General features: G+C 64.4%; 21 protein-coding genes and 2 tRNA genes. 5 read left to right on the top strand and 18 right to left on the bottom strand.

The window, feature by feature from the left end; translation table 11 throughout:
• Positions 1 to 21: 21 nt before the first annotated feature.
• From B5V03_RS14775 to B5V03_RS14730, 10 genes are all read right to left on the bottom strand, one after another.
• A complete protein-coding gene (locus B5V03_RS14775) occupies positions 22 to 1,170 on the bottom strand; it encodes a helix-turn-helix domain-containing protein (protein ID WP_129271221.1) in 1,149 nt (382 codons plus the stop codon).
• 240 nt (positions 1,171 to 1,410) lie between these two features.
• A tRNA-Phe gene (locus tag B5V03_RS14770) sits at positions 1,411 to 1,486 on the bottom strand.
• A 185-nt stretch (positions 1,487 to 1,671) separates the two neighbouring features.
• Positions 1,672 to 1,854 (bottom strand): DNA gyrase inhibitor YacG, encoded by a 183-nt coding sequence (gene yacG / locus B5V03_RS14765; protein WP_129271011.1) that lies wholly within the window; start codon positions 1,852 to 1,854, stop codon positions 1,672 to 1,674.
• Between the two features lie 145 nt (positions 1,855 to 1,999).
• Entirely contained in the window at positions 2,000 to 2,629 is a 630-nt protein-coding gene (locus B5V03_RS14760) for a Maf-like protein (protein ID WP_129271010.1), read from the bottom strand.
• Positions 2,630 to 2,775: 146 nt separating this feature from the next.
• Positions 2,776 to 3,243, bottom strand: a complete 468-nt coding sequence (locus B5V03_RS14755) for a low molecular weight phosphatase family protein (protein ID WP_129271009.1) — start codon at positions 3,241 to 3,243, stop codon at positions 2,776 to 2,778.
• 6 nt (positions 3,244 to 3,249) lie between these two features.
• Positions 3,250 to 3,747, bottom strand: a complete 498-nt coding sequence (locus B5V03_RS14750) for a UPF0262 family protein (protein ID WP_129271008.1) — start codon at positions 3,745 to 3,747, stop codon at positions 3,250 to 3,252.
• The gene (gene hisD, locus B5V03_RS14745) at positions 3,744 to 5,039 is read right to left on the bottom strand and encodes a histidinol dehydrogenase (protein WP_129271007.1); all 1,296 of its coding nucleotides are present in this window, start codon (positions 5,037 to 5,039) and stop codon (positions 3,744 to 3,746) included. The genes B5V03_RS14750 and hisD overlap by 4 nt, the downstream gene beginning before the upstream one ends.
• A 143-nt stretch (positions 5,040 to 5,182) precedes the next feature.
• The gene (locus B5V03_RS14740) at positions 5,183 to 5,632 is read right to left on the bottom strand and encodes a DUF2948 family protein (protein ID WP_164988037.1); all 450 of its coding nucleotides are present in this window, start codon (positions 5,630 to 5,632) and stop codon (positions 5,183 to 5,185) included.
• 81 nt (positions 5,633 to 5,713) lie between these two features.
• A complete protein-coding gene (locus B5V03_RS14735; protein ID WP_164988004.1) occupies positions 5,714 to 6,373 on the bottom strand; it encodes an NAD(P)H-binding protein in 660 nt (219 codons plus the stop codon).
• 26 nt (positions 6,374 to 6,399) lie between these two features.
• Entirely contained in the window at positions 6,400 to 7,338 is a 939-nt protein-coding gene (locus tag B5V03_RS14730) for an SDR family oxidoreductase (protein WP_129271004.1), read from the bottom strand.
• A gap of 83 nt (positions 7,339 to 7,421) precedes the next feature.
• Here B5V03_RS14730 and B5V03_RS14725 point away from each other — a divergent pair, with 83 nt between their 5' ends.
• Positions 7,422 to 8,060, top strand: a complete 639-nt coding sequence (locus tag B5V03_RS14725; RefSeq protein WP_129271003.1) for a TetR/AcrR family transcriptional regulator — start codon at positions 7,422 to 7,424, stop codon at positions 8,058 to 8,060.
• Between the two features lie 6 nt (positions 8,061 to 8,066).
• On the opposite strand, the gene B5V03_RS14720 is transcribed toward B5V03_RS14725, so the two are convergent.
• From B5V03_RS14720 to B5V03_RS14700, 5 genes are all read right to left on the bottom strand, one after another.
• Complete coding sequence (locus B5V03_RS14720; RefSeq protein ID WP_129271002.1) at positions 8,067 to 8,891, bottom strand: alpha/beta fold hydrolase; 825 nt, start codon at positions 8,889 to 8,891, stop codon at positions 8,067 to 8,069.
• A gap of 25 nt (positions 8,892 to 8,916) precedes the next feature.
• Positions 8,917 to 9,426 carry a hypothetical protein gene (locus B5V03_RS14715; RefSeq protein ID WP_129271001.1) on the bottom strand — a complete coding sequence of 170 codons (510 nt, stop codon included), beginning with the start codon at positions 9,424 to 9,426 and terminating at the stop codon, positions 8,917 to 8,919.
• Positions 9,427 to 9,607: 181 nt separating this feature from the next.
• Positions 9,608 to 9,916, bottom strand: coding sequence for an EthD family reductase (locus B5V03_RS14710; RefSeq protein ID WP_129271000.1), 309 nt, complete (start codon positions 9,914 to 9,916; stop codon positions 9,608 to 9,610).
• A 125-nt stretch (positions 9,917 to 10,041) separates the two neighbouring features.
• On the bottom strand, positions 10,042 to 11,760 hold the full coding sequence (locus B5V03_RS14705) for an FAD-dependent oxidoreductase (protein WP_129270999.1): 1,719 nt from the start codon (positions 11,758 to 11,760) through the stop codon (positions 10,042 to 10,044).
• Positions 11,761 to 11,790: 30 nt separating this feature from the next.
• Positions 11,791 to 11,979, bottom strand: coding sequence for a hypothetical protein (locus B5V03_RS14700; protein ID WP_129270998.1), 189 nt, complete (start codon positions 11,977 to 11,979; stop codon positions 11,791 to 11,793).
• Between the two features lie 317 nt (positions 11,980 to 12,296).
• Here B5V03_RS14700 and B5V03_RS14695 point away from each other — a divergent pair.
• Positions 12,297 to 12,371: transfer RNA gene (locus B5V03_RS14695), tRNA-Thr, on the top strand.
• Between the two features lie 980 nt (positions 12,372 to 13,351).
• Here B5V03_RS14695 and B5V03_RS14685 read toward each other — a convergent pair.
• Positions 13,352 to 13,828: a Crp/Fnr family transcriptional regulator gene (locus tag B5V03_RS14685; protein ID WP_129271220.1), complete on the bottom strand. Its 477-nt coding sequence runs from the start codon at positions 13,826 to 13,828 to the stop codon at positions 13,352 to 13,354.
• Positions 13,829 to 14,143: 315 nt separating this feature from the next.
• Between B5V03_RS14685 and B5V03_RS14680 the strand changes: the two genes are divergently transcribed.
• On the top strand, positions 14,144 to 14,422 hold the full coding sequence (locus B5V03_RS14680) for a hypothetical protein (protein WP_129270997.1): 279 nt from the start codon (positions 14,144 to 14,146) through the stop codon (positions 14,420 to 14,422).
• A gap of 8 nt (positions 14,423 to 14,430) precedes the next feature.
• On the opposite strand, the gene B5V03_RS14675 is transcribed toward B5V03_RS14680, so the two are convergent.
• Complete coding sequence (locus B5V03_RS14675; protein ID WP_129270996.1) at positions 14,431 to 15,051, bottom strand: ferric reductase-like transmembrane domain-containing protein; 621 nt, start codon at positions 15,049 to 15,051, stop codon at positions 14,431 to 14,433.
• Positions 15,052 to 15,062: 11 nt separating this feature from the next.
• On the bottom strand, positions 15,063 to 15,566 hold the full coding sequence (locus B5V03_RS14670) for a Twin-arginine translocation pathway signal (RefSeq protein ID WP_129270995.1): 504 nt from the start codon (positions 15,564 to 15,566) through the stop codon (positions 15,063 to 15,065).
• A 258-nt stretch (positions 15,567 to 15,824) separates the two neighbouring features.
• On the opposite strand from B5V03_RS14670, the gene B5V03_RS14665 reads away from it, so the two are divergent.
• Positions 15,825 to 16,832 (top strand): LLM class flavin-dependent oxidoreductase, encoded by a 1,008-nt coding sequence (locus tag B5V03_RS14665; protein ID WP_129270994.1) that lies wholly within the window; start codon positions 15,825 to 15,827, stop codon positions 16,830 to 16,832.
• Positions 16,833 to 17,132: 300 nt separating this feature from the next.
• Positions 17,133 to 17,861, top strand: a complete 729-nt coding sequence (locus tag B5V03_RS14660) for a helix-turn-helix transcriptional regulator (protein ID WP_129270993.1) — start codon at positions 17,133 to 17,135, stop codon at positions 17,859 to 17,861.
• The last annotated feature ends 25 nt before the right edge of the window (positions 17,862 to 17,886 follow it).

The following is a 17,886-nucleotide window of genomic DNA, read 5'->3' as shown; positions in this document are numbered from 1 at the left end:
CTCGCCCGATACAGAATTCGGCTAGCCGATTTTCAACGGGATTGGCCGATTTCTGAATTTTTCGTCGTTTTCCAATGCAATGGCTGCCGACCGGGCAAGTGCGTCGCGACGGAATTCGGTCGGCGTCAGGCCGCTTTCGGCCTTGAACGCACGATTGAACGGTCCGATCGACTGGAAACCAGCGTCCATTGCGATCGTCAGGACGGCGACGTCCCGTTGACCCGGATCGGATAGCGCCGCCTTGGCCTCGTCGATGCGATAACGATTGAGAAAGGCATTGAAGTTGCGATAGCCGAGGCCCTCGTTGATGGCCTGGCGGAGCCGGTATTCCGGCAAGTCGAGCTTGGCCGCGAGTCCGCCAATGGTGAGGCCTTCCTGCCGATAGACCCGTTCGACCGTCATCAAATTGTCGAGCCGACGCAACAGCAGGGACGCTGTGGCATCGCGACCGCCATCGGCCGCTTTGATCGGAGCCGCGCGATCCGCATTTTCGGACGCAGTCGTCGCTGCCATCGCGGCGACTGCGGGGATAGCTGGCGGCGGATGGAACAGGCCCCATCCGGCCAGCGCCGCGATGGCCAGCAAGCCAACGGCGGTGGCCAAGCTGCCGGACATGCCGAAGCTCTTGGCCGAGATCGAATTCAGTTCCGGGACGGACAGCAAGACCACAATGAGCAGCGACAGAATCAGGACCGCCAGCCGCAGCCGGCGCCGGCCGGCGACGAGGTCGGTCTTCCACGTCCTGACCGTCTGCACGGCCGCGGAGAGTGACAGGATAATCGCCAGGATCGACATCGATCGAACGCCTGCCTTGGCGAACATCGGCCATGTCGTCCATGTGTAGATCACCGAGAACCAGACGCTGACGACGGCCAGCCACAGGACGCCATGCCAGCGCCGAACCACGAAATCGTCGTCGAAACTCGCACGCGCCCACAACCATACGAGCACCGGATTGGCGCCCAGGACCGGCATGATCCACCACACCGTTGCCTTCGGCACGAACGGCGCTGTCACGATCGCGTAGAGCGCGCCCGAGGCGGCCATGGCGACGCCGAGCCATTTGATCGTATCCAGCGGGCGAACACGCCCCAAGGTAACGACCATGATCATCAGGAAAAGGCCCGCAACTGCGCCGCGCAGGCCAAGGTCAAGTGCGGTGGCTTCCATGCTATCCGCGATTCGAACCACCCACCAGCGGAACACCAAAACGTTGCACGTGCTGGCGGACCATTGCCGTCGAAGAGCCGTTCGGCAACCCAAGTGCAGACGCTACAACCTAGAGGATAATCCGATGAGCGTCTGGCAGCAAACCGGCCGTGCGGGAAGAATCGGCGACCGCAACCTTCGGCGGACAAGCTTCGCTATGTGGGAGGAGAATGGCCGCGCCAAGCCTAGCTGCGACAGCAATGGTGCCCAGGGGCGGAATCGAACCACCGACACTGCGATTTTCAGTCGCATGCTCTACCAACTGAGCTACCTGGGCGTGCTCCAAAGAGGGGCCAAAGCCCATCGAGCGGGCGGTTTATAGTGGGCTCGGGGCGGCCTGTCCACCCGGCTTCGCCAAGAGGCTTCGCCGGGCGCGGCCCGGCTGTGCACAAGGTGGGGCGGACTTGCCGCGGCTCGCGCGCGGGGCGCCGAATTTCTCATTAAACGACTGATATTACTTATTTATTCTTCGCCATCCGCCTCGTCATCGCGACCGGGGATGACGTAGGAGCCCTTCAGCCAGCGGTTCAGATCGACGTCGCGGCAGCGGGAGGAGCAGAACGGGCGGGTGGCCTGCGCCTGCGGCTTGCCGCAGATCGGGCAGGTCTTGAGCGGCCCGGCGGGCTTTTTGGCGTGGTCGTCCATGATGTCGGCGGCTTACACGGGGGGTGATGGGGTTCAAGAGCCTGTCGGCGAACGGGTTCCTCGGGCGCCGGCGCATGCCTCCCGCCGGGCTGGGAAAGGCCCATTCTACTGTGCATGGGGTTGTTTTCGAGAATTTAGTTGGCGCTCACACCGCGGTGGCGTTGAGCCAGCCGAAGCGGATCGGAAAGCCCTCGCCTCCGAGCAGCGTCGTGGTCTCGTAGAGCGGCAGGCCGACCACGTTGGTGTAGGACCCCACCATCTTCACCACGAACGAGCCGGCGATGCCCTGCACGGCATAGCCGCCGGCTTTGCCGCGCCATTCGCCGGAGCCGATATAGGCCTGGATGTCGTCCTCCGAGAGGCGCTTGAAGCGGACGCGGGTCTCGACTAGGCGCTGGCGGAAGGCCTCGCGCGGCGTGATGAGGGTGATCGCGGTGTAGACGCGGTGATTGCGGCCCGACAGCAGCCGCAGGCACTGCGCGGCCTCGTCGACGAGATTGGCCTTGGGCAGGATGCGGCGGCCCACCGCCACAACCGTATCGGCGGAGAGGATGAAGGCCCCGCGCAACTCGTCGTCCAGCTGCACCGATTTGAGTGCCGCGTCGGCCTTGGCCCTTGCGAGCCGGTTGGCGCAGGCGCGCGGCAGCTCGCCCCGCTTCGGCGTCTCATCGACGTCGGCCGGCCGGAGCGCGTCCGGCTCGATGCCGGCCTGGTTGAGCAGCGACAGGCGCCGCGGCGAACCGGAGGCAAGTACGAATTTGGGGCGGCCGAGCATCAGGTGATTTGGGAGATGAAACAGGGGGTGAATTGCGCGCGGAACCTATCGGAAGGGGGCTGATTTCACAACCCGGGAACCCGGACTTTGCTGATTCGAGGGCTCCGACATGCGTGTGCCTTCAGTCTGTGACGCCGGTGTTACGGCTACCCGCTTGCCGCCCCGACCTTTGCGAACCGCCGGCGGATGCGCATCACGAGCTGGTCGCAGACCTCGCGGTAGGCGGAAAGCTTCTGGTCGCGGCTGCCTTCGATGGTGGTGGGATCCTGCGTCGGCCAGTATTCGACGTCGGCGGCCAGCGTGCGGGTCAGCTCCAGCGCCTTGTGGTGCGCTTCCGGCGAGAGCGTGATGATGAGGTCGAAATTGAGCCCCTCCCAGTCCTCCAGCTCCTCAAAAGTCTGCGGCCTGTGGGTGGAGATGTCTTGCCCCAATTCGTCCATCACCGCGACAGCGAAGGGATCGAGCTCGCCCTTCCTCGCACCGGCCGACTTGACGTAGAGGCCCTGCGGAAACATGTGCCGCAGCAGGCTCTCGGCCATCGGCGAGCGTACGCTGTTCATCGCACAGGCGAACAGCACCGATTGCGGATCGCGTGCGCGTGGGGGCGCAGCCATCCGCGTTTAACCTTTCCAGTGCAATACGGTAATGAGCGTGAACAGCCGGCGCGAGGTCTCGAAATCGACCCGCACCTTGCCCTTCAGCCGCTCCTGCAGCGTGCGCGATCCCTCGTCATGGATACCGCGGCGGCCCATGTCGATGGCCTCGATCTTGTCAGGCGTCGCGGTCCGGATCGCCTGGTAGTAGCTGTCGCAGATCATGAAATAGTCCTTCACGATCCGCCGGAACGGCGTCAGCGACAACAGATGTGCCACCACGGGCGTGCCATCCTCGCGCCGGATGTCGAACATCAGCCGGCTGCCTGTGATGCCGAGATGCAGCGTGAACGGCCCCTTGCCATCGGCGCCCTCCGGAGCGAACAGATTCTGCTCGATCAGGTCGTAGATCGCGATCGCGCGCTCATGCTCGATGTCGGGCCCGGAACGGCCGATCGAGTCCTCGTCGAGCGTGACGCCGACGATGCGGTTCTGCGAGTCGTCCTGTTCGGGCAGCTCTGTCATGACAGATTGAGGCGCAATCCAATCGAGCGCGAATGAGCGTCCAGCCCCTCCGCTTGTCCGAGCGTCATCGCGGCCGGTCCCAGTGCACGCAGCTGGTCCGGCCCGCATTTCAGGATCGAGGTGCGCTTCATGAAATCGGCGACCCCGAGGCCTGAGGAGAATCGCGCCGAGCGCGCCGTCGGCAGCACGTGGTTGGAGCCGCCGACATAATCGCCGATCGCTTCTGGCGTATGCGCGCCGAGGAAGACAGCGCCGGCATTGCGGATCTTTGCAGCGAGCGCGTCGGGGTCATCAGTCATGATCTCGAGATGTTCGGCGGCGATCGCATCGGCGAGCGGGATGGCATCCGTGAGATTCTTCACCATGATGATGGCGCCGAAATCGGCCCAGGAGGCGCCGGCGATTGCCGCACGCGGCAGCGTCTTCAGCTGCGCCTCGACGGCCTTCTCGACATCGGCGGCGAGCCGCGCCGAATCCGTTATCAATATCGACTGCGCGCTGGCATCATGCTCGGCCTGTGCCAGCAGGTCCGCAGCGATCCAGTCGGCATTGCCGGTGTCGTCGGCGATGACGAGCACCTCGGAGGGGCCGGCGATCATATCGATGCCGACCTTGCCGAACACCAGCCGCTTTGCCGCGGCGACATAGGCATTGCCGGGGCCGACGATCTTGGCCACCGGCGCGATCGTCGCGGTGCCGTGCGCGAGCGCGGCCACGGCCTGCGCGCCGCCGACGCGGTAGATCTCGCTGACGCCGCCGAGCTGGGCTGCCGCCAGCACCAGCGGGTTGAGCTTGCCGTCGGGCGATGGCACCACCATCACCAGGCGGGAGACGCCGGCAACCTTTGCGGGCACCGCATTCATCAGCACCGAGGACGGATAGGCCGCGGTGCCGCCGGGCACGTAGAGTCCGGCGGATTCGATCGCGGTGTAGCGCCAGCCGAGCTCGACACCGAGCGGATCGGTGAAGCGTTCGTCCTTCGGCAACTGCCGGCGGTGATAGATCTCGATGCGGTCGCGCGCGAGCTTCAGCGCATCCAGTGTTGCCGCATCGCAGGCCTTCACGGCCGTTTCGATCTCGGAGGCCGTGATGCGCAGGCTGGATGCATCCAGCTTGAGCCGGTCGAACTTTGCTGTGGCCTCGAGCAGGGCCGCGTCGCCGCGCCTGGCGACGTCATCGACAATGGTGCGCGCGGCGGCCTCGACGTCGGCCGAGACCTCGCGCTTGGCGGCGAGGAAGGCCGCAAATCGCTGGTCAAAATCGGCGCTGCTGCGGTCGAGACGAACGGGCATTTTGGCTTGGCTTCCGGCTGGTCTTTGGGGCGGATTGGCTCATGCGACCCCTGCTCAATGGCGCGGCGGGGAAGCTGCGTCAACCCTCGGAAGCCGCCGTTCCGGCGGAGGCTTGAGCCGGTTGGGCTGGTATACAGGCGACCTCACCCCTCCCCCTTGATCTCCAGTCCCGTTCCCAGCTCATCCGACCCGAGATCGGTCAGCTCGCATTCCAGACATTCGACGTCGAGGCGGATGGCGCCGCCATGGGCGAACAGCAGCAACGCGCTGCCGCCGGGCTCCTCGTCGCGGCCGTCCTGGGGGTGAAACTCGATGCCGACAAGATCCAACACCTTGTCCGGCGCGGCCAGATCGATGTTGCGCGACTTGCAGGCGAGCACGCGGTCGAAGCGGAGCGCAGCGACCAGCCGGCGCGGCTCAGCCTCGGCGTCCAGTGTCTGCTCCCAGTCCAGCCGGCTCATGCCGACCACCAGCCGCTTCTCGCTTTGCCGCCAGATGATGTCGGCGGACTGGACGCGGGCGTCCTGCACATGGGTCGAGATGACAGCGAGATCGTCAGCGTCGAGGGCAATCATTTTGAGCGGGGGAGACATCACCGACACTTCTCCTCGGGAACGGATACGGCCCAACGCGCACGGACGCCGAAATTTCCCCAGACCTAACGGGCCTGTGGCCTAGAGGCTATTGATATCCTCCATCTCCAGCACCTTCCGCGGGTACCCCTCGCGGGCGACATGGATCATGGCCCGGCCGATCTGCTCGGTCGAGGTGACGAGCCGCGGCGAGATCCGGCGCAGCACCGACCAGAGCGGCCAGCTCACGTCGTAGACGGCCTGCACCCAGGCGGTCTTGGAGCGGGCACCGTGCAGGGGCTGGATCGCGCCGGGCCGGAACATGTAGGCGCCCTTGAACGGCAGCTTGAGCAGATCGTTCTCGGTCTTGCCCTTGATGCGCGCCCACATCCGTGAGGCCTGCTCGGTGGAATCGGTGCCGGCCCCGGTGACGTAGACGAATGTCATCTGCGGATTGAGGCGGGCGAGCGTCGTCGCGGCGGCGAGCGTGATGTCGTAGGTGAGATGGCGATAGTGCTCTTCGTTCATGCCGATCGAGGAGACGCCGAGGCAGAAAAAGCAGGCGTCGAATCCGGTGAACTGCGCTTCGATCGCCGAATAGTTCGTGAAATCGCCGTGGATGATCTCGGTCAGCTTGGCGCTGCGCACGCCGGTCGGGCTGCGGCCGATCACGAGCACGCGGTCAATGCCGGGATCAATCAGGCACTCGCGCAAAACACCCTGCCCGACCATGCCGGTCGCGCCGAAAATGATCACTCGCATCGGAACGTCCCCAACGATGTCGCGGCTCATGCGGCGGCAGCGATCTCGTCGAAGGATACACCCGTCAACGTTGCAGAGACATCCCACAGCATGGCCGCCGCGGCAAAATCCTTCGCTTGGGACATGATCCTCGCCACGACCGGCGGTCCCTTCAATTCGTAAAACCAGTTCGGACCGTAATAACCGCCGGGCTCGGCGGCCGGCGAGGTCGCGGCGAACAGCGTCGGCAATGCACCCTCGGCCGCGGACTGGCTGATGAAGGGCTGGAGCCACCGGCTCACCCGCGACTGGAACGAGCTGGTGCCCGGCCCGTTCGGAATGAGATCGGTCCGCGCATAGCCGGGATGGGCGGCAAGGCTCATCAGACCCCAGCCGGCGGCGAGGCTGCGGCGCTGCAATTCGAGCGAAAACATCAGCATCGCCAGCTTGGACTGGCAGTATGCCCGCCAGGGGCGATAGGAATGCCGGCTCTGGAGATCGTCGAAATTGATCGCGCCGGAGCGATGCGCGAGGCTGGAGAGATTGACCACGCGGGCCGCCTTTGCGCGGCGAAGCTGCGGCAACAGGCGCGCCGTCAGCGCGTAATGGCCGAAATAATTGGTGCCGAGCTGCATCTCGAAACCATCTTCGGTCTGCTGCCGCTTCGGCAGCGCCATGACGCCGGCATTGTTGACGAGGAGGTCGAGTTGCTCGTTGCTGGCGGCGAAGCGCCTGGCAAAATCGGCGACAGACGACAGGCTGGCGAGGTCGAGATGCTCATAGGCGATCAGCGCGCCGGGAAACCGTTCGCAAATGCCCTCGATCGCCCGCAGGCCCTTTGCGTCGTTGCGCCCGGTGAGTATGACAATGGCACCGGCGCCCGCCAGCGCCATCGCCGTCTCGTAGCCGAGGCCGCCCGTCGCCCCGGTGACGACGGCGGTCTTGCCGCTGAGGGAGGGGATGTCTGCCGTCGTCCAGTCGGTCATGCCATATCTCCGTTCGGGGCTGGAAAACGCCCGCGACGGGTCTAAATGTGCACTGAGTGCAAATTTGCAAGAGGTGAAATAATTTGAAGGTTTCAAAGCCCGCCAGGAAACCCGCCAAGCCATTGTCGCCGGGAGGAAAATCCCCGGCGGCGCCCGGCCTGCGCGAGCGCAAGCAGCAGCAGACGCGCGAGCGGCTGAAGCGGGCGGCGATGGCGCTGTTCCTGGAACGCGGCTTCGAGGCCACGACCATCGACGACATCGCGACCAAGGCGGATATGTCGCGCCGCAGCTTCTTCCATTATTTCGCCTCGAAGGAGGACGTGGTCGCCGCCTGGCAGGAGGACGCCGCGGCCGCGCTGGTCGCCGAGATCCTCGCGCGGCCCGCGGACGAATCCATGCTGACGGCGGCGGAGAATGCGATCGCGGCGGCGGTCAAACGGATCGATCCGACTGAAGCGGCCGCGATGTCGCGGCTCAAGCGCGACAATCCGGCGCTGCGCGCGCGCGACCAGCTCAAATATGAAAAGCTCGAGCAGGCCCTGGCGGAAGGACTCGCCCAGCGCTCAGGCCGCAAGTCGGACCCGCTGAAGGCGCGGCTCGTCGCGATGATCTCGACCGGCGCGATGCGCGTCGGCGGCGAGAGCTGGATCGAAGGTGCGCGCGAAAAGCCGGAGGCGTTCGTGAAGCGCACCTTCGATGCGATCAGGGCGATCTTGAAGTGAGGCCCCTTACCCCTTGAAGAACGCCAGCAGGTCGGCGTTGATGGTCTCGGCGTGCGTGGTCGGCATGCCGTGGGGAAAACCCTTGTAGGTCTTCAACGTGCCGTTCTTGAGCAGCTTGGCCGACAGCGGGGCGGAATCGGCGTAAGGCACGATTTGATCGTCGTCGCCATGCATGACCAGCACGGGCACGGTGATCTTCTTGAGGTCCTCGGTGAAATCGGTCTGCGAGAACGCGACGATGCCGTCGTAGTGCGCCTTTGCGCCGCCCATCATGCCCTGACGCCACCAATTCTGGATCACCGCTTCCGACGGCTTCGCGCCGGGGCGGTTGTAGCCGTAGAACGGACCGGTGGGGAGATCGCGATAAAATTGCGTACGGCTGGCGGCGAGCTGCTTCTGGAGATCGTCGAACACGCCCTTCGGCAGGCCGCCGGGATTGGCTTCAGTCTTCACCATCAGCGGCGGCACCGCGGAGAGGATCGCGGCCTTCGCGACCCGGCTCTCGCCGTGGCGCGCGATGTAGTGCACGACTTCGCCGCCGCCGGTGGAATGGCCGACATGGATCGCGCTCTTGAGATCGAGATGCGCCGTCACGGCCGCGAGGTCGTCGGCATAATGATCCATGTCGTGACCGTCGGAGACCTGCGAGGAACGGCCGTGGCCGCGGCGGTCATGGGCGATGACGCGGTAGCCCTTCGCGGCGAAGAACAGCATCTGCGCGTCCCAATCGTCGGCCGAGAGCGGCCAGCCATGGCTGAACACGATCGGCTGACCCGCGCCCCAGTCCTTGAAGAAAATCTCGACGCCGTCTTTGGTGGTGATGGTGGGCATTGGGGACTCCTTTAGTCGAAAACGATCAGGCAAACGCCATCGGCTTGAATCGGCGCCATGCGCCGATCGTCAGTACGACGAAAAACACCAGCACGATGCCCTGCACAACCGCGAACACCGGACCGCCCGGCGGCGCCGGCGGCACAGCGGGTGCGAGCGCGGCGAGCGCCGGCACCTTCAGGAACGACTGGATCACCAGCACGAAGACGTTGAAGTAGAGCGAGATCATCGCGGTCACGATGTAAACCGGACGCCAGATGCCAGCGAGCTTCATCCCGTACAGCGCGAGGCAGGCGATCGCGAGCAGCACCAGTGAGATGATGCCGATGATGTGCGACGGCAGCAGCTCCTTGAACGGAAACAGGAAGCCCGTGGCGCTGGTTAGGATCGTGAAAAGCAGGAAGATCGCGGTGAGGCCCGGCATCGGCTTCGAAGCGAGCAGGCCGAACATGACGACGAGGCCGGCGGCGATGCCGATCAGGCTGATGATGACATGGACTAACGTAAAGGCGGGCAGGCTCAATCCAAGCAACATCTCACTCTCTCCGTTTGGAAGCATGAGATGGTATTACGGCCCTCATGGAATGGCTACATGCGCAATGTCACAGGCTCGTGCGAAGCCATGCGTCATCGTGCGAATCGACAAACGCATGGCTGAATTTTTTGCAGCGGTGTCACAATCGACGGCAGGCTTTCGACGAAAGTTGAATCGTGACTCACACTTCCTTGGTGTCGAAGATCAGGAGATCAGCACCACCGCTGGCGAATTTCGGCACGTCGCCGGCGGCCGCCTTGCCCGCTTCGCTGCCGAAGGCCTTCTGGATGTCGCCCACGCTGTCGAAGGAGAGAATGGCGACGAGATGGACTCCTGACGGTCCGGCGGGAGAGCCGACCGGTCCCTTGCTGACGGAATATTTCTTCAGGCCGGGAAGTTTCTTGGCGAGCGGGATGTGGGTCTCGGCATAATGCTTGTCGAAGGCGGCAACGTCTTTTGGCGTCTTGTAGAGCACGACGAGTTCAGCCATTTAGTCCTCCCATGTGAATCTTTATTATTCCACGCGCGATTGGCCTCGCGTCGAGGGATAGTCACGCATCACACGGCACAATGGCAAGCCAGATTCGACTTGCCGACTGCTTGTCTTCTGCTTGACTAAAGCGCCGGTTTTGCGGCGTCGCCGAGATAGCCGTGCAGGGAGGCCACGACTTGCGCGCCTTCGCCGATGGCGCCGCCGACGCGCTTGACCGAGCCGGAGCGGACGTCGCCGACGGCGTAGACGCCGGGCACGGAGGTCTCGAGCGGCGCCACCAGACGGCCCTGGTTCTGCTCGGACTGCGCGCCTGTCACGACGAAGCCACCGCGATCGAGCGTCACGCCGCAGCCGTCCAGCCAGTTGGTGGCGGGATCGGCGCCGACGAACAGAAAGAGATTCTTGATATCGGCGGAATCCTCGTCCGCAGACAGCCGGCTCTTCCAGCGGATCCGCCGCAGCAGCGAAGCCTCGTCGCCTTCGAGCGCGGAGATCTCGGTGTTGAACATCAATTCGATGTTCGGCGTCGCTTCGATGCGCTCGATGAGATAGCGCGACATGCTCGCGCCCAGGCCGCCGCCACGGATGATCATCAGCACTTTTTTGGCGTGACCCGACAGGAACACGGCCGCCTGGCCCGCCGAATTGCCGGCGCCAACCAGCGCAACTTCTTCGCCGGCACACAGCTTCGCCTCGACCGGCGAGGCCCAATACCAGACGCCGCGCCCTTCGAACTTGTCGAGGTTCGCGATGTCAGGCCGGCGATAGCGCGCGCCGCTCGCGACCACGACCGCACGCGAGCGCAAGGGATCGCTGCCGTCGAGCGTCACGGAAAACGCACCGTCCTTGCGCGTGCAGTCGAGCGACTTCGCCGTGACGGGGATCATGATATCGGCGCCGAACTTCTGGGCTTGATTGAAAGCGCGAGCAGTCAGTGCCAGGCCGGAAATGCCGGTCGGAAATCCCAGATAATTTTCGATGCGGGCGCTGGCGCCGGCCTGGCCGCCGAAGGCGCGGGTATCGAGCACCGCGACCGAAAGGCCTTCCGAGGCCGCATACACCGCGGTGGCAAGCCCGGCCGGTCCGGAGCCGACGATCGCGACATCGTAGATGCGGTCGTTGCGCGGGCCACCGATCATGCCGATCGCGCGCGCAACCTCGGTCTCGCTGGGGTTGCGCAGCACCTCGCCGCTGGCGGCGACGACCAGCGGCCAGTCTTCCGGCTTGGGCGAATAGCGCGCGATCACCTCGGCGGCGTCGCGATCGCGCTCGGGATCGAGCAGATGATGCGGCTGGCCGTTGCGGGTCAGGAACCCCTGCAAGCGGACGACACCGGCCGAATGCGAGGGCCCGATCAGCACGATTCCGCCGACGCCGGCCTGAAGCAGATTGACCCGGCGCAGGATCAGCGCGCGCATGATGCGCTCGCCGAGCTCGGCCTCGGCGACCAGCAGTGCGCGCAGGCGCTCCGGCGGCAACAGCAGCGTCTCGACCTCGCCTTCGGCGCGGCCATCGACCAGCGCCGGCCGTCCCGAGAGCTGGCTGAGCTCGGCCAAAAATTGCCCCGGCCCCTGGTCGATCAGCGGTGTGACATGACCGAGGCCATCGCGCTGGGTGATGGCGACATGGCCCTTCAGCACGACGAACATGCCCGGCCCCGGCTTGCCGGTCTCGAACAGCAACTCGCCGTCGGCATAGGCGCGAACCTCGCCGAAATGCCGCATCCGCGCGATCTCGGCGGATGTCAGGGTCGGAAAGGTCTGCTCAGGGCGCGTGAACCGCGACATCTGCGCATCACCATCGTTTCGTTGCGATTCGTCCTGCGCCGTTGCCACTTCCATGCACTCCAAAAAATTTCCAGCCGCCGGATTTCAGCCGCTGGTCTTGCCGGCGGTCCCCTCATTTAGGGAACCATCTTCATTCTGCGAGGGGTCATCGATTGCGGCGCGTTCGCGCGCCTGCACCTTCCGCCGCTTCAGGTTTTCGCGCAGCGCCGATTTCAGCCGATCGTCGCGCGATGACCTCGCCTGTCTCGTGCTCTTGTCGTTCTCGTCAGCCATCTCGGGTCCATACAGCGATCCGCGATAACATGCCCGAGGAATAAGGCAGCTCAAGAGGCCCGCACGAATCCGATCGTGCGAAACTCGAAATGGACCGAATCCGGGATGTAAGCCAACTGGCCAGTTGGCCGGGGATATCAGGACCAAAATCCATGGAAAGTCGGTCGTTTTGCGCCAAATCGGGCATTTCGGGCCTGATATCGCCCCGATTTTCTCGTTTTGACCGGCCTTGCAAGCTTGCACAGAAGGGGGGCATGTGGCAGATATCGGCCCGCTTGGTAGGCCCCTCGTGGCGGCCGATTCTTGTCCCAGCACATGCTGCCGTAGCTCAGTGGTAGAGCACTCCATTGGTAATGGAGAGGTCGACAGTTCAATCCTGTCTGGCAGCACCATTTTTCGGTTCAATCGCGCACAGATCGGCGTTCTCGCGGCCCAAAACGCCCGAGTTTTGCTCTCCTCTTTCGCCCTCCTCTGTGAAGAGGGCGCAGGGAAGACCGGGTGCCGACGGGCACCCGCGGTCCGCTGCGCGAAAGTGTAGCGCAAGGAGACCGCACAGCAGCATACAGGTGACGCCGAACACTCGGCCTTCCCTGCGCAGTGGTGTGACAGCTTATACGCGCTCTCCCCGGAGCCGAGTTCCTTCTGGCCTCCGTCACCTCGCGAATTGGCGATGCCCCGCGACCCGGTTGAGCCCCAAAGCATCTCCGCAAGGCTTGACCGTAGCAACGACGGTCAGGACCACGCGCTTTCGCCGTACGCAGCTCCTCTGCTTTGCCCCCAAGGGACTCTTCAGAGTGTTGGCGCCGTCCGTTCCGCTGGGAGCCGAGATCTCACGAGGTTCATCTCGCCCTGGTCCCGCCTACCCATGCCCGGCGCTGCCGCGTCCACCGCACCCCGGCCCACGTTCGTTGCGACGTACGAGCGCCCCTCTCCCTGGGTCGGGATGCGGAGAGAATGCCGTAATTCCGAAATTCGGTAAAGTGGAATATTTTTGCGGGAAGGGGTTGACGAGGTTTTGCGGGAGGCCGGGTGTTTTGCCCGACGGGACGAGTGGACCGCGCAGGTAAGGTTAATTCTTCCTTTCGATTGTCGGTAAAATTTTATCTATTATCGTCTGTGCCGTGGACGATGAATCGGAGGCTCCGATAGTGTTTGCGTGTTGCCTGATCGTAACTGGGATTGCGTTGTTTCTGTCCGGCATAGTTGCCTTCGGCTTTCATAGAAACTCGCTGCACTCGATGGCGTTGCTGTAGCCGCATCAGTGATGCCTGCTCGTAGGATGGGTCGAGCGGAGCGAAACCCATCCTCATTGCTCGGTGACGAACACGATGGGTTTCGCAAGTGCTCTACCCATCCTACGCACTACGCACTATCAATTGTCGTTACCCGGCTGCAGTCCGGTAAAGCGATCGTCGGCGCGGCGCAGGCGGCGGCAGAGCTCGCGATTGATGTTCTGCAGGACGATCACGTAGGCGTGGATGTCGGCCTTGTAGCAGGCATAGAGATTTTGGGCCGTCAGCTCGTACAGCACGGTCGGAGTTTCCGCGACCACCGTGGCGGAGCGGTTCTGCATTTCGATCAGTGTCATCTCGCCGAAAAAATCACCGGACTCCAGGACGGAAATCGGGATGGTGCTGCCTGCGTTCGCCCGTTTGCTCACCGCCAGCCGGCCCGACTTGACGATGAACATCGAGCGTCCCGGCTCGCCTTCCGTCACCACGGTGGCGCCGGTGTCGAAGCGGCACTCGGCCAGCATCGACATCAGCAGGTCGAGACCCCGGTCCGTAAGACCGCCGAAGAACGGCGTCGCGAGGAGGAACGCTTTCAGATCGGGGGCACTGACGATCATCGGGCGAGGATATGCCCCGCCGCCATCTGCGGCAAGCAGCGCGCACATCGGCGCTGACGAGGCTCGACATGGTTCAAGGCGTCGCAGCCCGGATGGAGCCTGAATCGCAGATGCACGAAGGGGCCTCGCAACCGTCATACGTGCGTATGAATTGAACGTTTCGTCGATCGATCGTAGATTGTCCCGGTCTCTGCTGCACTGAAGCGTGATGAAATTGAGATAAATCGTCATCGCATTTCAGATCGTTGTTTGCGCATGATGTCCCCGGAAGGCCGCTTCGCATTCTTCCGGATCATACTTTAACGGAGAGTAGCCGTGTGGAAAGCTGTCGTGGTTGCAGTCGTGACGCTCGCCTCAGCGCCGGCATTGGCGCAGGACGCGGCGAAAAAGTCGGATCCAAAGGCGGACAATTGCTTCTACACCGTCGGAACTCAGTCGATCCAGGTGCCGATCGGCGGAAGCGTCTGCCGGCGACAGCCCGCGCCTTACAACGACAAATATTCGTTGCTTCGATGCACCCCGCCGCTTGACGAGATCGACAGCGACGTCAAGCGAGGCGATTCACGCTGCGACAAATACGACGAACGGGAATAGCTCGCGGGCTACGGGCTCTCGCCGCGAAACGCCCGCTTGCGCCAGAGGTCGGCCATGAGCTTGATGGTCGCCGCGAGCACAAGCGCGCAAAGCGCCGCCTTCGAGATGGTCTCCATCGTCCCCTCGATCAGCAGGCAATGGGCCACGCTGCCTGCGACGATGACGATCGCGAGGGGAATATGGATCACGCGCCAGGTTCGTAAGCGCAGTCCCAATCGCCGGCGGAGCAGAGCCAGCAGCGCCACAGCGAAGATCGCCCACATGGCGGTCACGCCGAAGGGCGAGAACGGCGTCGGTGACGCGTAGGTCAGGGCGTCGATCATGTCGGGCGGGCTGGTGATCCAGAGGCCGGCGACATGGATCACGATCGCAAGAGCCAGCGCGCCGCCGATCCAGTGATGGGCGCGCCGTCCGCGATAGGCCGACAGGCCCGGCAGATATCCGCCTATCAGCAGCGGCTGAACCAGCACGAGACCGAGCGCGATGATGCCTGCGAAGCCGGCGAGGATGTAGACCGGACCGCGCCATGCGAGCTGCTCGCTTCCCGCAGCGAACGCAATCGGCGCGCCAATCGCAATCGCAAGGGCGACCCAGATCAGGGGCGCCCTGGCTGATCTCCACTCCGTCATTCGCAATCCGGTCAGGCCGGCTGAAGCACGAAGTGCGCCTCGAGGCTGGTTTCCTTGGCGCTCCGCATGATCGGCCGCAGGAAGACGGTTTTGAACTCGCCGCTGTCATAGGCGAGGTGGCCATGCGGCTGGCCGAAGATCGGAATGATCTGCGGCATCTCGAGCCGGAATTTTCCGTCCTTGTCGGTGAGCGTGGCGCCGTGGCTCTGCGGCTCGTGCTCCTGGCCTTCGACCGTATGCGCCCAGATCTGGATGCGTTGGCCGGCGAGCGGAGCCCCGTCGCCGGCGCGGCGCACGGTGCCGCTCATCCAGAAACCGCCCTTGCCGATCCGCTCCACGATCGCCGCGCCCTTGCGGTAATTGTTTGCCCCGCCCGACATCGTCTCGGTCGGCGCGAGGCCGTCCGCGCGGGCCGGCAACAGCAGGCCGGAGACGCCGGCTGTCAAAACGCCGGTTGCGAGGATGGAGCCGCCGGCGGCGAGGAGGCTGCGGCGGTTGAGTACGACCATGGTCATGTCGGTTCCTCCGTGCGAGCGGCAGATGCTTCGTTGATGATACAACAACGGGCAAAGGACGCCCAGTTGCGACGAAGGGCGCGACGGGTCGCAATAACGGTGTTGTGAACAGAGGTGCGAGCCAAGCGAACAGATTTGTAGGATGGGTCAAGCCAAGCGAAACCCGTCGAGGCCTTGTTCGGTGAGGAACCGTGATGGGTTTCGCAAGTGCTCTACCCATCCTACATATCATTCTTATCCCTCCACCCGGTACCCCGCATGATCCCCTTCTCCGTGCTCGACCTCGCTCCCATCCGCAGGGGTGGTGATGCGGCGCAGGCGTTCCGCAATTCGCTCGATCTCGCCCAGCATGTGGAGAAGTGGGGCTTCAAGCGGTTCTGGCTCGCCGAGCATCACAACATGACGGGCATCGCGAGCGCGGCGACATCGGTGGTGATCGGGCATATCGCGGGCGGGACCAGGACGATCCGCGTCGGCTCCGGCGGGGTCATGCTGCCGAACCACTCGCCGCTGGTGATCGCCGAGCAGTTCGGCACGCTGGAATCGCTCTATCCCGGCCGGATCGATCTCGGGCTCGGCCGTGCACCGGGCACCGACCAGCTCACCGCGCGGGCGATGCGGCGCGACCTTGCGACGGCTGCCGAGAACTTTCCGCATGACGTGCTGGAATTGCAGGCGCTGCTCGGCGATGTGCAGCCGAACCAGGCGATCCGCGCCGTGCCCGGCATGGGAACGAAGGTACCGCTCTGGATCCTCGGCTCCAGCACGTTCGGCGCACAGCTTGCGGCCATGCTGGGCCTGCCTTTCGCCTTCGCCTCGCATTTCGCGCCGCAGATGATGATGCCGGCGCTGCGCGAATATCGCGCGCGCTTCGAGCCCTCGGCGCAGCTCGACAAGCCCTATGCAATGATCGGCGTCAATGTGTTCGCGGCCGATAGCGACGCGGAGGCGCAGCGCCTGTTCTCCTCACTCCAGCAGCAATTCATCAACCTGCGCCGCGGCACGCCCGGCCCGCTGCCGCCACCGGTCGACGACATGGACGCGCTGTGGTCGCCGGCGGAGAAGGCGATGGTTGGCCAGTCGCTGTCCGTCTCCGCGGTCGGCTCGCCCGCTGTGGTCGAGGCGAAGCTGAAGACTGTGATCGCCGAGACCGGCGCGGACGAGCTGATGACCACGGGCCAGATCTACGACCACGCCGCACGGCTGCGCTCGTTCGAGATCGCGGCCGAAGTGCGCGACAGGCTGGCGAAGCAGCCGGTGGCGTGAGCGCAGTGCGGCCTCGGGCGGGATAAGGTCAGGCTGAATAGCGCGACGACAAAGGTGCGCTCCCTCCCCCGCTTGCGGGGGAGGGTTGGGGAGAGGGTGTATCCGCAATGGGACAATCTCCTAGAGGAAGGAGCCCTCACCCCGACCCTCTCCCGCAAGCGGGAGAGGGAGCAGAGCGGCGACGACGACCTGATGGCCCCTCGACTCCGCGCGGATTGCCAGCAACACACGGCTGTCCTACAGTTCCATATAAGGAAGGGTGGCACTTCGCCGAGCTCTCAACCTGATGCGGGGCCGTGGATGGACGAGTTTCGCCGTCGCGCGTTCGAGTTCGTGGAGAAAGTGCAGAAGCTTCCCGACGCCGCCAGCGTTCTTGACGCGATGGGCGGCGTGCTCGGGCAGCACGGCTTTGATTATTTCTGTTGCTCCTATCTTGCGCCTACGGCGACCGAACGGCCGCGCGCGGCCGTCCTCGCCGAACGGCTGCCGGCCGGCTTTCTGGATATGTACTCCGAGGAGCAGTTTCTGTACGCCGATCCGGCGCTGCGCTACTGCAACGTGACGGTCCAGCCGTTCCGATGGTTCAAGGAGGCGCCGTACGATCCGAAGCGGGAGCCGCGCACGGCCGAGCTCGTGCGGCGCGTCCGCGACTTCGGCATGGTGGATGGCTTCATGATCCCGGTCGCCTCGCCTGCGCGCCGCCTGGGTCAGGTCTTTTTCGGAGGCGCCGCGATCAAACTTCCGGATGGGCAGTTACCCGCGCTCCATCTCATGGCGCTTTATGGCTTCGATCGCTCGGTGAGGCTGGGCGGCGCGCCCCAGGTGCCCCAGCTTGCACTATCGATACGCGAACGCGAGGTGCTGACGCTGGCCGCCATCGGACGCTCCACGGAGCAGATCGCTGATCGCCTGCACATCACGGCGCGCACGGTGAAGGCTCACATCAGGAGCAGCTGCGACAAGCTTGGCGCAGTGACCCGCACGCAGGCCGTGATGATCGCCGTGCGCGACCGGATCATCTCGCCATAAGCTATCCCGTCATTCCGGGGCGCGT

The sequence above is a fragment of the Bradyrhizobium betae genome (assembly GCF_004123905.1).
Taxonomy (GTDB): Bacteria; Pseudomonadota; Alphaproteobacteria; order Rhizobiales; family Xanthobacteraceae; genus Bradyrhizobium; species Bradyrhizobium betae_A.
Note: the sequence above shows the minus strand (reverse complement) of the source record. Positions and strands in the feature narration are given on the sequence as shown.

What these genes read in the sequence shown, in the direction of transcription:
- B5V03_RS14775 (WP_129271221.1), bottom strand. Translation starts at nt 1,170, where the DNA reads ATGGAAGCCACCGCACTTGACCTTGGCCTGCGCGGCGCAGTTGCGGGC.
- yacG (WP_129271011.1), bottom strand. Translation starts at nt 1,854, where the DNA reads ATGGACGACCACGCCAAAAAGCCCGCCGGGCCGCTCAAGACCTGCCCG.
- B5V03_RS14760 (WP_129271010.1), bottom strand. Translation starts at nt 2,629, where the DNA reads ATGCTCGGCCGCCCCAAATTCGTACTTGCCTCCGGTTCGCCGCGGCGC.
- B5V03_RS14755 (WP_129271009.1), bottom strand. Translation starts at nt 3,243, where the DNA reads ATGGCTGCGCCCCCACGCGCACGCGATCCGCAATCGGTGCTGTTCGCC.
- B5V03_RS14750 (WP_129271008.1), bottom strand. Translation starts at nt 3,747, where the DNA reads ATGACAGAGCTGCCCGAACAGGACGACTCGCAGAACCGCATCGTCGGC.
- hisD (WP_129271007.1), bottom strand. Translation starts at nt 5,039, where the DNA reads ATGCCCGTTCGTCTCGACCGCAGCAGCGCCGATTTTGACCAGCGATTT.
- B5V03_RS14740 (WP_164988037.1), bottom strand. Translation starts at nt 5,632, where the DNA reads ATGTCTCCCCCGCTCAAAATGATTGCCCTCGACGCTGACGATCTCGCT.
- B5V03_RS14735 (WP_164988004.1), bottom strand. Translation starts at nt 6,373, where the DNA reads ATGCGAGTGATCATTTTCGGCGCGACCGGCATGGTCGGGCAGGGTGTT.
- B5V03_RS14730 (WP_129271004.1), bottom strand. Translation starts at nt 7,338, where the DNA reads ATGACCGACTGGACGACGGCAGACATCCCCTCCCTCAGCGGCAAGACC.
- B5V03_RS14720 (WP_129271002.1), bottom strand. Translation starts at nt 8,891, where the DNA reads ATGCCCACCATCACCACCAAAGACGGCGTCGAGATTTTCTTCAAGGAC.
- B5V03_RS14715 (WP_129271001.1), bottom strand. Translation starts at nt 9,426, where the DNA reads ATGTTGCTTGGATTGAGCCTGCCCGCCTTTACGTTAGTCCATGTCATC.
- B5V03_RS14710 (WP_129271000.1), bottom strand. Translation starts at nt 9,916, where the DNA reads ATGGCTGAACTCGTCGTGCTCTACAAGACGCCAAAAGACGTTGCCGCC.
- B5V03_RS14705 (WP_129270999.1), bottom strand. Translation starts at nt 11,760, where the DNA reads ATGGAAGTGGCAACGGCGCAGGACGAATCGCAACGAAACGATGGTGAT.
- B5V03_RS14700 (WP_129270998.1), bottom strand. Translation starts at nt 11,979, where the DNA reads ATGGCTGACGAGAACGACAAGAGCACGAGACAGGCGAGGTCATCGCGC.
- B5V03_RS14685 (WP_129271220.1), bottom strand. Translation starts at nt 13,828, where the DNA reads ATGATCGTCAGTGCCCCCGATCTGAAAGCGTTCCTCCTCGCGACGCCG.
- B5V03_RS14675 (WP_129270996.1), bottom strand. Translation starts at nt 15,051, where the DNA reads ATGACGGAGTGGAGATCAGCCAGGGCGCCCCTGATCTGGGTCGCCCTT.
- B5V03_RS14670 (WP_129270995.1), bottom strand. Translation starts at nt 15,566, where the DNA reads ATGACCATGGTCGTACTCAACCGCCGCAGCCTCCTCGCCGCCGGCGGC.
- B5V03_RS14665 (WP_129270994.1), top strand. Translation starts at nt 15,825, where the DNA reads ATGATCCCCTTCTCCGTGCTCGACCTCGCTCCCATCCGCAGGGGTGGT.
- B5V03_RS14660 (WP_129270993.1), top strand. Translation starts at nt 17,133, where the DNA reads ATGGACGAGTTTCGCCGTCGCGCGTTCGAGTTCGTGGAGAAAGTGCAG.